The following is a 14379-nucleotide window of genomic DNA, read 5'->3' as shown; positions in this document are numbered from 1 at the left end:
AACCGGAGGCTGTATTGGCATTGACGCGTCGTCCACGGTTTTCGCTGTTGCGGCTGACGACGCCACTGGTTGTGGTGGCGGTCGCCGTGACCGCCATTTCGTTGGCGATGCCAACACCGGCCGTGGCGCAGGAAGGCATCTTGCGCAAATGGTCGCTGCGCGACCTGTTCATGCCGCGCCGCGAACCGCGCGTCGATCCCTTCATCCTGGACGAGCCGCAGCCGCGCAAGAAGATCCGCAAGACGCCGCGCAAGCCCAAGGTTTCCGCCGGCAATGTCGGCAGGGCAGCCGATCCCGCCGTGCCGGTGGTTGAAAAGCTGCCGGACGCGCGCGTCGTCCTGGTCATCGGCGACTTCCTCGGCGGCGGCATTGCCGAAGGCCTCGGCACGGTCTTCGCCGAGAACGCCAAGATCCGGGTCCTCGACAAGACCAACGGCTCGTCGGGTCTCGTCCGCGAGGACTATTACAACTGGCCCGAGAAGGCCAAGGCGCTGATCGAACAGGAAAAGCCGGCCGCCGTCATCATCATGATGGGCTCCAACGACCGCCAGCAGATGCGGGTCGCCGACAACCGCGAGCCGCCGATGAGCACGGCCTGGACCAGGGAATATGCGGGGCGCGCGGAGAAGCTGGCCAAGGCCATCGCCGAGACCAAGGTTCCCTTCCTGTGGGTTGGCATGCCCGCCTTCAAGTCGTCGAAGATGAACACCGACATGCTCGCCTTCAACGACATCTACCGTGCGGCCACCGAAGCCGCCGGAAGCGAGTTCGTCGATGTCTGGGACGGCTTTGTCGACGAGGCCGGCGCCTTCGTCACCAGCGGCCCCGACATCAACGGCCAGCCGGTACGGCTACGTTCCGACGACGGCATCAACGTCACCCGCGCCGGCAAGCGCAAGCTCGCCTTCTTTGCCGAAAAGCCACTGAACAAGCTGCTCGGCATCACCCCGCAAGGCACCGAGACGGTTGTGCCGGCAAGCTTGCCGCAGGCGACGCCGGGCGAGCTCAACGTGCCTGTGAACATCGACCGCACGGTGCCGGTTTCGCTCTCGGATCCTGAGCTCGATGGCGGCACCGAGCTTCTCGGCGGGCAGACGGCCGCCAAGACCGACCCACGTTCACCCGGCGAAAAGCTTGCCGTGCAAGGGATCGCGCCCAAAGCGCCTGCAGGGCGCATCGACGATTTCTCCTGGCCGCCGAAGCCCGTGCCTGCGGCCCAGGCCACCGAAACGACGACCGCCATCATCAGGCGCTAGCTCCATCGGCCAAAAAACGAAAAGGCGCCTCGCGGCGCCTTTTCGTTTTTGGCGATAAGCCGGCGCTCAACGCGGCAGGACGCTCGCCCCCATCAGGTCGGTGTCGATCGAATGCGCGGCCTGGCGGCCTTCGCGGATCGCCCAGACCACTAGAGACTGGCCGCGGCGCACGTCGCCGGCGACATAGAGCTTGTCGACGGTGGTCTTGTAGTCGCGATCGTTGGCCGCAACATTGGTCGAACGGCGGCTGTCGGTCGTGATCTCGAGCTTGCCGTCGAGTTCCTTGACCATGCCGTCGGCGAGCGGGCCGGCAAAACCGATGGCAATGAAAGCGAGATCGGCACGGATGACGAACTCGGTGCCGGGGATCGGCTTGCGCTTGTCATCGACTTCGCAGCACTTCACGCCGGTCAGCTGGCCCTCTTCGCCGATGAACTCCAGCGTCGCCACCTGGAACTCGCGCTGCGCGCCTTCGGCCTGCGAGGACGAGGTGCGCATCTTGGTCGCCCAATAGGGCCACACGGCGAGCTTGTTTTCCCGCTCCGGCGGCTGCGGCCGGATGTCGAGCTGGGTGACGCGCACGGCTCCCTGGCGGAAAGCGGTGCCGACGCAGTCGGAAGCGGTGTCGCCGCCACCCACGACCACGACATGCAGACCACCGGCAACGATCGGTTCCGACTGCCAGGCCACCGACTGGATGTCCTCGCCGCCGACACGCTTGTTCTGCTGGACCAGGTAAGGCATCGCGTCATGCACGCCTTCCAGGTCGTCGCCCGGAATTCCCGCTGGACGCGGCGTCTCGGAGCCGCCGCAATAGAGCACCGCATCATGTTCGGCCAGAAGCTCGGTGACCGGCCTGTCGACGCCGACATTGACGCCGCAATGGAAGGTCACGCCCTCGCCCGTCATCTGCTCGATGCGGCGGTCGATATAGTGCTTTTCCATCTTGAAGTCGGGGATGCCGAAGCGCAGCAGCCCGCCTGGGCGGCTTTCGCGCTCATAGACATGCACGTCGTGGCCGGCGCGGCCGAGCTGCTGCGCCGCTGCCATGCCGGCAGGGCCGGAGCCGATGACAGCAACCTTCTTGCCGGTCTTCTTCTCCGGCGGATACGGCCTGATGAAGCCGGTCTCATAGGCCTTGTCGGCGATCGCCTGCTCGACGGTCTTGATGGCGACCGGAATGTCCTCGAGATTCAACGTGCAGGCTTCCTCGCATGGTGCGGGGCAGATGCGGCCGGTGAATTCGGGGAAGTTGTTGGTCGAATGCAGGTTGCGGATCGCATTGTCCCAATCGCCATTGTAGACGAGATCGTTCCAGTCCGGAATCTGGTTGTGCACCGGACAGCCGGTCGGGCCGTGGCAGAACGGGATGCCGCAATCCATGCAGCGCGCGGCCTGCTTTTCGACTTCCTTGTTCGACATCGGCAGCGTGAATTCGCGGAAATGCCGGATGCGGTCGGAAGCTGGCTGGTACTTGTGCACCTGCCTGTCGATTTCAAGAAAACCTGTAACCTTGCCCATCGTAACTCTCGTCGGTCATGCCCAGCAACTCGGCGCGGGCGTAGAATTCCACCACTTCAAATGAAGCATGCGATGGCGTGCGCCCGGTTCGGGCGCCGCCGGAAGAACGGTCGCGGCTACTCCGCCGCGACGCCCATCCTCATGCGCTCCATCTCGATCAACGCGCGGCGGTACTCCACCGGCATAACCTTGCGGAATTTGGGTCGGTAGCTCGCCCAGTCGTCCAGAATCTGCTTGGCACGGGTCGAACCGGTGTAGTGCATGTGGTTCGAGATCAGCTGAACCAGGCGCTCCTCGTCGTGGCGGGTCATGTCGCCCGACACGTCGACGCGGCCCTTGTGGGCGATGTCGCCACCGTGATGGTGCAGCTTCTCCAGCATGTCGTCTTCTTCGGGGACCGGCTCGAGCTCGACCATCGCCATGTTGCAGCGCTCGGCGAAATCACCTTCCTCGTCGAGCACATAGGCGACGCCGCCCGACATACCTGCCGCGAAGTTGCGGCCGGTTTTGCCGATGACCACCACCACACCGCCCGTCATGTACTCGCAGCCGTGGTCGCCCACCCCTTCAACGACAGTGACGGCGCCCGAATTACGGACGGCGAAACGCTCGCCGGCGACGCCGCGGAAGTAGCATTCGCCCTCGGTCGCGCCGTAGAGCACGGTGTTGCCGACGATGATCGAGTCCTCGGCGACGATCCTGGCGTCATCCGACGGGCGGATGACGATGCGGCCGCCCGACAGGCCCTTGCCGACATAGTCGTTGCCGTCGCCGACCAGCTCGAACGAGATGCCGCGTGCCAAAAAGGCACCGAAGGACTGTCCGGCAGTACCGGTCAGCTTCACCGAAATGGTGTCCTCGCGCAGGCCCTTGTGCCTGAAGCGCTTGGCGACCTCGCCCGACAGCATCGCACCGGTGGAACGGTCGACGTTGCGGATCGTCGTCTCGATCTTTACCGGCTGGCGCGTTTCGAGCGCAACCTTGGCCTCGGCGATCAGCTTGCGGTCGAGAACGTCGTCGATCGGATGCTTCTGGCGCTCGGTCCAGTGCATCGCTTCACGCGGTGCATCGGGCTTGTAGAACACCTTGGAGAAATCGAGACCGCGCGACTTCCAGTGGTTGATCAGTTCGCGCTTTTCCAGAAGGTCGGCGTCGCCGATGATCTGGTCGAGATGGGTGTAGCCCATTTCGGCCAGCAGCTCGCGCACCTCTTCGGCGACATAGAAGAAGTAGTTGATGACGTGCTCGGGCGTGCCCTTGAAGCGCTTGCGCAGCACCGGGTCCTGGGTGGCGACGCCAACCGGGCAGGTGTTGAGATGGCACTTGCGCATCATGATGCAGCCCGCCGCGATCAGCGGCGCGGTCGAGAAGCCGAACTCGTCGGCGCCCAGAAGCGCGCCGATGACGACGTCGCGGCCGGTCCTGAGACCGCCGTCCACCTGCAGCGCGACACGCGAACGCAGGCCGTTCAGCACCAGCGTCTGGTGCGTCTCGGCAAGACCCATTTCCCACGGGCTGCCGGCATGCTTGAGCGAGGTCAGCGGCGACGCACCGGTGCCGCCGTCATAGCCCGAGATCGTGATGTGGTCGGCGCGCGCCTTGGCGACACCCGCCGCGACCGTGCCGACACCCACTTCCGACACCAGCTTGACCGACACGTCGGCCGTCGGGTTGACGTTCTTCAGGTCGTAGATCAGCTGCGCCAGATCTTCGATCGAATAGATATCATGGTGCGGCGGCGGCGAAATCAGGCCGACGCCCTGGGTCGAATGCCGGGTCTTGGCGATCGTCGCGTCGACCTTGTGGCCGGGCAGCTGGCCGCCCTCGCCGGGCTTGGCACCCTGGGCGACCTTGATCTGCATCATGTCGGAGTTGACGAGATACTCCGTCGTCACGCCGAAGCGGCCTGAGGCCACCTGCTTGATCGCCGAACGCTCGGGGTTCGCGCCACCGCCTGGCAGCGGCAGGTAACGATCCGGCTCCTCGCCGCCCTCGCCGGTGTTCGACTTGCCGCCGATCCGGTTCATGGCAACCGCAAGCGTGGTGTGCGCCTCGCGGCTGATCGAGCCGAACGACATGGCACCCGTCGAGAAACGCTTGACGATCTCGGCGGCGGGCATGACGTCGTCGACCGCGACCTTCTTGCGGCCGTTCTCCCCGGCCAGCTTGACGTGGAACAGGCCACGAATGGACTGGGCACGCGCCGTTTCGCTGTCGATCTGGGCCGAGAACTCCTTGAAGGTCGACCACGAGCCCGAACGAACGGCGTGCTGCAGCGAGGCAACCGCATCCGGCGTCCACATATGGGCTTCGCCGCGCATCCGGTACATGTACTCGCCACCGACTTCGAGTGCCGTGCGCAGCACCGGGTCTTCGCCGAATGCCGATTCGTGACGGCTGACGGTTTCGCTCGCCACCTCGTCCAGTCCGACGCCTTCGATGTTGGTCGCGGTACCGGTGAAGTACTTCTCGACGAAGTCGGTCTTCAGGCCGATGGCGTCGAAGATCTGGGCGCCGCAATAGGACTGGTAGGTCGAGATGCCCATCTTGGACATGACCTTGAGGATGCCCTTGCCGATCGACTTGATGAAGCGGCCGACGACTTCCGAGCCGTCCACTTCAGGCGGAAACTCGCCCCGCTTGTGCATGTCGGTCAGCGTGTCGAAGGCCAGATACGGATTGATCGCCTCGGCGCCGTAACCGGCGAGGCAGCAGAAATGGTGCACTTCGCGCGGCTCGCCCGATTCGACCACAAGGCCGACCGAGGTGCGCAGGCCCTTGCGGACAAGGTGATGGTGCACGGCGGCCGTCGCCAGCAGCGACGGGATGGCGATGCGGTCCGGGCCAAGCTGCCGATCGGACAGGATGATGATGTTGTAGCGGCCGGCGACCGCAGCCTCGGCGCGCTCGCACAGGCGCTCGATGGCACCCTGCATGCCAGCTGCACCTTCAGTGGCCGCATAGGTGACGTCGATTGTCTTGGTGTCGAAGCTCTCCTCGGTGTGGCCGATGGAGCGGATCTTCTCCAGGTCGGCATTGGTGAGGATCGGCTGGCGCACTTCCAGACGCTTGCGGCGCGAGGTGCCGACGAGGTCGAGGATGTTCGGGCGCGGGCCGATGAACGACACCAGGCTCATCACCAGCTCCTCGCGGATCGGGTCGATCGGCGGGTTGGTGACCTGGGCGAAGTTCTGCTTGAAGTAGGTGTAGAGCAGCTTTGACTTGTCCGACATCGCCGAGATCGGCGTATCCGTGCCCATCGAGCCGACTGCTTCCTGGCCCGTCGTCGCCATCGGCGACATCAGGAGCTTGGTGTCTTCCTGGGTGTAGCCGAAGGCCTGCTGGCGATCGAGCAGCGAGACGTCCTTGCGCAGCGCGCGCGGCTCGACCGGCTTCAGCTCCTCGAGGATCAACTGGGTGTTGGACAGCCACTTCTTGTAGGGGTGCTTGGTCGCGATCTCGGACTTGATTTCCTCGTCCGAGATGATGCGGCCCTTGACCAGGTCGATCAGCAGCATCTTGCCGGGCTGCAGGCGCCACTTCTTGATGATGCTCTTCTCGTCGACAGGCAAAACGCCGGCCTCGGACGCCAGGATGACCCGGTCGTCGTCGGTGACCATGTAGCGGGCGGGACGCAGGCCGTTGCGGTCGAGCGTGGCGCCGATCTGTCGGCCGTCGGTGAAGCACACCGCAGCCGGGCCGTCCCACGGCTCCATCAGCGCTGCGTGGTATTCGTAAAAGGCCTTGCGGTCGGCATCCATCGACTTGTTGCCGGCCCAGGCTTCCGGGATCAGCATCATCATGGCATGCGCCAGCGTGTAGCCACCCTGGAACAGGAACTCGAGTGCGTTGTCGAAGCACGCCGTATCCGACTGGCCCTCATAAGAGATCGGCCAGAGCTTGGAGATGTTGTTGCCGAACAGCTCGGAGTCGACAGAGGCCTGGCGCGCCGCCATCCAGTTGTTGTTGCCGCGCACCGTGTTGATCTCGCCGTTGTGGGCGACCATGCGATACGGATGCGCCAGCTTCCACGACGGGAACGTGTTGGTCGAGAAGCGCTGGTGGACCAGGATCAGCGCCGTCTCGAAGCGCGGATCGGAAAGGTCCTTGTAATAGGCGCCGACCTGGAAGGCCAGGAACATGCCCTTATAGACAATGGTGCGCGCCGACAGCGACACGCAATAGGCGCCAATGTCCTTGTTGTTGTGCTCGGCATAGATGCGGCCGGAGATGACCTTGCGCAGCAGATAAAGCCGGGCCTCGTATTCCTCGTCATCGTCGATCTCGGCGGGGCGGCCGACGAACACCTGGCGGTGGAACGGCTCGGAGGCGGCAATGTCGGGCGCCTTCGACAGCGAGGCGTTGTCGACCGGCACGTCGCGGAAGCCGATCAGCGGCAAGCCCTCGGACTGCGCCGATTCGCGGATGATGTCGTCGACATGCTGGCGCAGCTCCGGATCCTGCGGCATGAACCAGTGGCCGACGCCGTACTGTCCGACCGGCGGCAGCTCGATGTCCTGCCTGGCCATCTCCTCGCGGAAGAATGTGTCGGGGATCTGCACCAAAACGCCCGCGCCGTCGCCCATCAGCGGATCAGCACCGACGGCACCGCGATGCGTCAGGTTTTCGAGCATGAACAGCCCGTCCTTGACGATCTGGTGCGACTTGATGCCCTTCATCTGGGCGATGAAGCCGACGCCGCAGGCGTCATGTTCGTTGCGCGGATCGTAAAGGCCATGCGCTGCATAGCCGGTGGGGGTTCGGAGATGATCGGTTTTATTGTTGGCCGCTTTCGTCTGCGCGGCCGGTGCAAAATCCGTCGTCACAGATGGCGTCAACTCCGTCATCGTCCTGTCTCCATTCCCGCCCGATCCGGGCAATTTGCTTTGGGACGGCAATATGCCGATCCATTCACCTTCAGATATGCTCGATATGCAGCGGCGCAGTGCCGTTCGCCGGCACTAAACCGCAGTCGGGACAGACGTGAACGGATTGCTCCGGCCTCTCCCCTGACCCTAGCTCGCGGCGGAAGCCGGACGCGGCGTCATCATACGCCAAATCCGGTTCGCTTTGGGCAGATAAATAAGACAGCACTGCTGTCCTAAATTTTGTATGACAGAATTCTTGAATACGCACAAGACCGATTCACGAATTTTCCGCCTCTGCAAAGACCGAAAATTACGCCGGACCTCTGTCCGACGCAATTTTTGAACAACCGGTCAAATCGACGCTGTCGCTGCCTCAATCGATTTCCCGGCCCCGCACTTGCCGAAGATCGACAAATCCGTTCTAGCTCGCGCCTACCCTGCCACACAGTCACCGCAGCCATATTACGGACGGACGAAATGTTCTTCGCATCAGACAACTGGGCCGGCGCTCACCCCAAAGTCTCCGAGCGTCTGCACGCCAACGCTGCGGGCTTCAGCCGCGCCTATGGCGACGGCGAGCTCGACAGAGCGGTCTATGCAAAATTCTCCGAGATCTTCGAGCGCGACGTGGCCGTGTTCTTCGTCGCCACCGGCACGGCGGCGAACTCGCTGTCGCTTGCCGCCTATGGCAAGCCGGGCGGCATTTCCTTCGCGCACCGCGAGGCGCACATCCTCGAAGACGAGTGCGGCGCGCCGGAATATTTTTCACATGGCTCGCGGCTTTCCCCGGTCGATGGCCCGCTCGGGCGCATGAACATCGGCAATCTCGAGCGCGCCATCGGCCGCTACGCCTCGGAGAACGTGCATGGCGGCCGCCCGGCGGCAATCTCCATCACCCAGGCGACCGAGGTCGGGACCATCTATGGCCTCGACGATATCTCGACGATTTCGGCGGTTGCAAGACGCCATGGCCTGCCGCTGCACATGGATGGCGCGCGTTTTGCCAATGCGCTCGTGTCGCTCGACGTCTCGCCGGCCGAGATGACCTGGAAGCACGGCGTCGACATCGTCTCCTTCGGCGGCACCAAGAACGGCTGCTGGTGCGCCGAGGCGATCGTCATGTTCGACCTCGACCGCGCCAGGGAAATGGCCTTCCTGCGCAAGCGTTCGGCCCAGCTTTTTTCCAAGGCGCGCTTCATCTCGGCGCAATTCGACGCCTATTTCGACGGCGGCCTGTGGCTGGAGACGGCACGTCACGCCAATGCGATGTCGGCCAGGCTGGCCCAGGCGATCGAAAGCTCGTCCGTGGCGCGCCTCGGCTGGCAGCCCGAGGCCAACGAAGTCTTCGCCATCATCAGGAAGGATGTCGCCGAAAAGGCGCAAGCCGCCGGCGCCGCCTTCTACACCTGGCCGACCCCGACATCGCTGGCTGGCCAGATCGGCGACGACGAGGCGCTCTATCGCTTCGTCACCAGCTTCGCCACGACATCTGACGACATCGGCCGGTTCAGCGATCTGCTGCGTTAAGCTGGCTTCGGATAGCACCGGACAACAAAAAGGCGGCGCCAGTGGCGCCGCCTTTGCTGCTTGGGAGGAGCAGTCTTAGTTGACCGTGTTGGCCTCGATCTGCTTGGCACTCGACGGAGCAGCAGAAATCTCGATCTTGCGAGGCTTGTGCTCTTCGGGAATGTTGCGCTTGAGATCGATGTGAAGCAGGCCGTTCTTGAGATTGGCGCCTACGACTTCGACATGATCGGCGAGCTGGAAACGGCGCTCGAAGGCACGCGAGGCGATGCCGCGATAGAGCAGTTCCGAACCTTCGCCGGCGGCCTCGTTGGCGCGCTCGCCCTTGACCGTCAGTACATTGCGATGGGCTTCGATCGAAATCTCGGTTTCCGAGAAGCCAGCGACCGCCATGCTGATGCGGTAGGCGTCTTCGCCGGTACGCTCGATGTTGTAGGGCGGATAGGTGGTGGTGCCGTCAGGCTGGCCAAGGCCATCAAGCATGTTGAACAGCCGGTCAAAGCCGACGGTCGAGCGGTGGAGCGAGGAAAAATCAACGTGACGCATTGGGGTGTTCTCCAGTGAGCAACAAGGTTTGCGTATGACCTGTGCCGAAACCCATTCTGGCGTCCCGGCGGTGGTCAGCGGCCCCGATATTGGGCGCCGCAGAAGACATTTGGGGGCCGCCCAAAGCCATTTCAAGACATCGTCGCCACAGCTTTTTTGATGGCCGCCAGGATGAACCGAAGATGAACCGCCCCTTCGGTATCCGTTCAGGTCGCCCCGCCTAAAGTGCACCCAAGTCAACGAACAGGCGGCACCACAGAATGCCGCCGACGAAGCCGGACCGGGTTGCAACGTCCCTTCCTCCCGGAACGACAGAGGCCGAAGGCAACCCGCAAGCTGCCTTCGGCCTCATTCGTTTGGGCTTCGCACGAATTTCCTTTGATTTTCTCGATGCGGCTTTCTATCACCTTGGCATCGCCAGATCCCACGGCACAGAGTGCCCAGCCGAAGCGCCTGATGACGGACCTGTTCCACGAAATCCCCGGCAATCCGGTTCCGGAGCGGGCAAGCGCCGGCCACTTCGCCGCGCATGACGGCAAGCAGCTGCGCTATGGGCTGTTTCCCGCGACCTCGCACCCGTTCAAGGGCACGGTGATTCTGCTGCCGGGCCGCAACGAGTGCATCGAAAAGTATTTCGAGACCATTCGCGACCTGTCGGTGCGCGGTCATGCGGTTGCGACCTTCGACTGGCGCGGCCAGGGCGCTTCCGAGCGGCTGCTGCGCGATCGCCATCGCGGCCACGTCAAGAGTTTCGACCACTATGTCAGGGATCTCGAAGCCTTCTTCGAGCAGATCGTTTTGCCCGACTGCCGTGGTCCGTTCTTCATTCTTGCCCACTCGAGCGGTGCGCTGATCGCGCTGCTTGCCGCCCCCGCCATGATCAATCGAGTCCAGCGCATGGTGCTGGTGGCGCCGTTCATGTCGGTGGTCGGCGCCCCGCTGTCGATGACGGCGATCAGGCGTCTCACCACCCTGATGTGCTGGCTCGGCCTCGGCGGCCTCTATGCAGCTTGGGGCCCCAGGCCGCGCGAAGGAACGCCCTTCGCCGTCAACAAGCTTACCAGCGACGAACGCCGCTATCGCCGCAACATGCTGCTCTACGAGACCTATCCCGAGTTGTCTGTCGGCGGACCGACGATCGCCTGGCTGCGGGCAGCGGCCTCAGCATCGGAAGCCATACGCGACCCCGCCTTCATGGCATCGCTCAAGGTGCCGATGCTGGTCGTCACGGCCGGCGCCGACCAGGTGGTGTCGACCCGCGACGTCGAGCAATATGTCCACCGTTGCCGCGTTGCTTCGCAGCTGACCATTGACGGCGCCCGCCACGAGATCCTGCAGGAAGTCGACATCTACCGCGAGCAGTTGCTCGCGGCCTTCAGCGCTTTCGTGCCGGGAACGCCCGCAGCGGTCGAATAGCGCGGCTCAGCCCATCAGGACCTTCAATGCGGCAGCGTGCAGTTCAGGCGTTGCCGCCGCGATGATGTCGCCGCCATTTTCCGCAGAACCGCCTTCGAAGGTTGTGACGATGCCGCCGGCCTGCTCGATGATGGGGATCAGCGCAACGATGTCATAGGGCTTGAGCCCGGGATCGACGACGATGTCGACCTGGCCCGCCGCAATCATGGCAAAGGCGTAACAGTCAGTGCCATAGCGCGCGAGCTGGACCTGGGTTTCCAGATGGTCGTAGCGCTTGCGCATCTCACCCTTGAACAGGCTCGGCGTGGTGGTGAACATCGTCGCATTGGCAAGCGCCGTCGTCTTGCGCACGGCAAGCTTGCGTGGTCCGCCGGGACCTTCATAGTGCGAACCGTTGCCGTCGGCATAAAACAGCTCGCCGGTGAAGGGCTGCGACATCAGGCCGGCGACCGCGTCACCATTGATGGTGAGCCCCACCAGCGTGCCCCAGACCGGCAGGCCGGAAATGAATGCGCGGGTTCCATCGATCGGGTCGATGACCCAGACATGGCTGTTGCCGAGGTTTTCGCTGCCATGCTCCTCGCCAAGGATGCCGTGATCGGGAAATTCGGTATTGATCAGCGCGCGGATGGCACGCTCGGCCTCCTGGTCGGCCTCGGTTACCGGATCGAAGCCGCTGGCAAGCTTGTTTTCCACCGCCGCGAGACGCCGGAACCTCGGCAGCGTCTCGGCGGCCGCGGCACTGGCTATCCGTCGCATGAAATCGGCGTCGACCATCATTAACCCCATCTCCAACTGTGGCGTGGATGACACGCCACCACCCCGCTCGGCAATAACCACATCACCGTGAATTAAAAAGCCCAAAGGCGCCTTGACTTTTGTGCAGCGCACAATAATCTTGACCTCGGACAGTTCTCCTGTCCATGCCCTCCTTGGGCGTTTCCTCCCTAGACTTCGACCGCTCTCCGGAGCGGTCTTTTTTTAGCCGCCTGCATCCGCACGCCTACTCCGCAGCCATCGGCAGGTCGAGGAAACAATAGTCCGGAATCGCCATCAGATCCGCGGAAAACCGGGCCAGATCGTCAGCAAGCGCATAAAAGCCCGCCGATTTCTTGAACGTGCGTTCGTCCATGTAGAGCCCGCGATTGATCTCGATCTGCAGCGCATGAAGCTTGCGCGCCGGGCGGCCATAATGCTCGGTGATGAAGCCGCCGGCATAGGGTTTATTGTGCGCCACAGCATACCCCATGGCAGCCAGCAGCCCGATCGCCCGCTCCGACAGAGCAGATGCAGCAGAGGTGCCGAAGCGGTCGCCAATGATGAAATCGGGCCGCACGCCGTTATCGCCGAGGCGGACCGATGCCGGCATCGAATGGCAGTCGACCAGTACCGCATAGCCAAACCGGGCATGAGTCCGCGTGACCAGCCGCTTCAGCGTCTCGTGATAGGGCTTGTAGACACATTCGATCCGCCCGACCGCTTCGGCCAGCGGCAGCCGGCCGGGATAGATGTCCAGCCCCTCGCCCACCAGCTTCGGCACCGTGCCAAGCCCTCCGGCGACACGCGCCGAGCGGACATTGGCAAAGGGCGGCACCGGCTCGGCGAACATCCGCGGATCGAGTTCCCACGGCTCACGGTTCACGTCGAGATAGGCACGCGGAAAATGGGCGGTCAGCATCGGCGCGCCAAGGGCAACCGCCGCGCCGAACAGCTCGTCGACGTAGCAGTCCTCCGAGCGCCTGATGGCCATGGCATCGAGCCGGGACATGGCCAGGAACCGGTCGGGATAGCAGCGTCCGCTATGTGGCGAATTGAATACGAACGGCACACGCTGCTCGGCACTCGTCCGGACTTCGAACGGCGGCAGCTCCGAGAAATCTTCGGCTGGCGTCATCTTTGCTGATGGACCTGCGAAATGCACTCACTCATCCATCGAAAGTGCCACCTGCCGCCGTCGCTGTCCAGCCGTGCGGGCGGTGGAAAGTCTGCCGTTATCGTACCTTTGCGTCACTCTGCTGACACGGCATTCACTTGATGTTTACCGTCGCGGACTCATATACAAGATGGTTAACGAAGCCCCTGCTGGGGGGCGGCTTCGACCGCTGATTCGGACGGGATACTTATGGCACGCATTCTTCTGGCAGAAGACGACGACGATATGCGTCGCTTCCTGGTCAAGGCGCTGGAACGCGCCGGCTACCAGGTCAGCGACTTCGACAATGGCGCGAGCGCTTACGAGCGGCTGCGCGAGGAACCTTTTTCGCTGCTCCTGACCGACATCGTCATGCCGGAGATGGATGGCATCGAACTGGCGCGCCGCGCCACCGAGATCGACCCCGACCTCAAGGTGATGTTCATCACCGGCTTTGCGGCAGTCGCGCTCAACCCTGATTCGAAGGCACCGCGCGACGCAAAAGTGCTGTCGAAGCCCTTCCATCTGCGCGATCTCGTCAACGAGGTCGAGAAGATGCTCCACGCCGCATAGGCGTTACCTAGCGTCGCCAAGGGAATTCATGGCGCCGCCAAGGGAATTGATGATCCGGCGCATTTTTCCGCCAAACACGCTATTGACGCGCCGGATCAAAAATGGTGTATCCGCCCCCATCGGATGGGCGTGTAGCTCAGCGGGAGAGCACTGCATTGACATTGCAGGGGTCACAGGTTCAATCCCTGTCACGCCCACCATCCGAACTCCCTGATATCGCAGAAGAAAATCCATCGACGCGCTTCGTTGAGAACTGACTGAATCGGCTGCTGTCACACTCACGTCACAGCGGATCGATATCCATGGCTGCAATTCGGAAACGTGGAACCAAGTGGCAGGTGCAAATGCGCCGCCAAGGGTTTCCTGCTATCTCTCGTACGTTCCTGAACAAATCCGATGCTTGTGAATGGGCCAGGCATTGGGAAGTGAAGGCAGATCGTAACGAGCTCCCCATCAGCACCAAAATCCTGGACGCGATGTCTCTAGGCCAATTGGTCAAACGATACAGAGACGAGGTTGCCTCCCGGAAGCGAGGGGCAGAGCCAGAAACAATTACGCTCAACGTCTTCCTTCGCGAACCAATCTGTGACCTGAGCCCCAAGTTCCCTCCGGTTTTGGGGAGAGTCCTTGGTTGATGTGCTCCGATACCATTCTTTGGACCGCCGGAAGGTAGAGTTTCCCGACGTTTTCACGATGGCGGGCTGGCTGCGCCATCGGGATTGAGCAACGAGATCGGGACCTTATGCCCGATCGCCCCGTGTGG

The 14379-nt window shown here is 63.0% G+C and carries 9 protein-coding genes and 1 tRNA gene; 5 read left to right on the top strand and 5 right to left on the bottom strand.

From position 1 onward, the window contains the following. Nucleotides 1-14: 14 nt before the first annotated feature. A complete protein-coding gene (locus IHE39_RS27345) occupies nt 15-1256 on the top strand; it encodes an SGNH/GDSL hydrolase family protein (protein WP_246485656.1) in 1242 nt (413 codons plus the stop codon). 66 nt (nt 1257-1322) lie between these two features. On the opposite strand, the gene IHE39_RS27340 is transcribed toward IHE39_RS27345, so the two are convergent. Both IHE39_RS27340 and gltB read right to left on the bottom strand, forming a co-directional pair. Beyond that, nucleotides 1323-2777, bottom strand: coding sequence for a glutamate synthase subunit beta (locus tag IHE39_RS27340; RefSeq protein ID WP_192568711.1), 1455 nt, complete (start codon nt 2775-2777; stop codon nt 1323-1325). 116 nt (nt 2778-2893) lie between these two features. Next, on the bottom strand, nt 2894-7624 hold the full coding sequence (gene gltB, locus IHE39_RS27335) for a glutamate synthase large subunit (RefSeq protein WP_192568710.1): 4731 nt from the start codon (nt 7622-7624) through the stop codon (nt 2894-2896). Nucleotides 7625-8122: 498 nt separating this feature from the next. On the opposite strand from gltB, the gene IHE39_RS27330 reads away from it, so the two are divergent. Next, nucleotides 8123-9172 carry a threonine aldolase family protein gene (locus IHE39_RS27330; protein ID WP_192568709.1) on the top strand — a complete coding sequence of 350 codons (1050 nt, stop codon included), beginning with the start codon at nt 8123-8125 and terminating at the stop codon, nt 9170-9172. Between the two features lie 75 nt (nt 9173-9247). Here the strand turns inward: IHE39_RS27330 and IHE39_RS27325 are convergent, their stop codons facing one another. Continuing rightward, complete coding sequence (locus IHE39_RS27325; RefSeq protein ID WP_192568708.1) at nt 9248-9715, bottom strand: Hsp20 family protein; 468 nt, start codon at nt 9713-9715, stop codon at nt 9248-9250. A gap of 456 nt (nt 9716-10171) precedes the next feature. Between IHE39_RS27325 and IHE39_RS27320 the strand changes: the two genes are divergently transcribed. Then, nucleotides 10172-11131, top strand: a complete 960-nt coding sequence (locus IHE39_RS27320; protein WP_192568707.1) for an alpha/beta fold hydrolase — start codon at nt 10172-10174, stop codon at nt 11129-11131. A 6-nt stretch (nt 11132-11137) separates the two neighbouring features. Here IHE39_RS27320 and hisN read toward each other — a convergent pair whose 3' ends face one another. Both hisN and IHE39_RS27310 read right to left on the bottom strand, forming a co-directional pair. Next, entirely contained in the window at nt 11138-11911 is a 774-nt protein-coding gene (gene hisN, locus IHE39_RS27315; protein WP_192568706.1) for a histidinol-phosphatase, read from the bottom strand. 223 nt (nt 11912-12134) lie between these two features. Then, nucleotides 12135-13025, bottom strand: coding sequence for an N-formylglutamate amidohydrolase (locus IHE39_RS27310; RefSeq protein WP_184769609.1), 891 nt, complete (start codon nt 13023-13025; stop codon nt 12135-12137). A gap of 228 nt (nt 13026-13253) precedes the next feature. On the opposite strand from IHE39_RS27310, the gene cpdR reads away from it, so the two are divergent. After that, nucleotides 13254-13616 carry a cell cycle two-component system response regulator CpdR gene (gene cpdR / locus IHE39_RS27305; protein ID WP_018429348.1) on the top strand — a complete coding sequence of 121 codons (363 nt, stop codon included), beginning with the start codon at nt 13254-13256 and terminating at the stop codon, nt 13614-13616. A gap of 125 nt (nt 13617-13741) precedes the next feature. Further along, nucleotides 13742-13816, top strand: a tRNA-Val gene (locus IHE39_RS27300). Nucleotides 13817-14379 lie beyond the last annotated feature (563 nt).

This window comes from Aminobacter carboxidus, from assembly GCF_014863355.1.
Taxonomy (GTDB): domain Bacteria; phylum Pseudomonadota; class Alphaproteobacteria; order Rhizobiales; family Rhizobiaceae; genus Aminobacter; species Aminobacter carboxidus.
The sequence above is the reverse complement of the archived record's forward strand: the minus strand, read 5'-3'. Positions and strand labels throughout refer to the sequence as shown.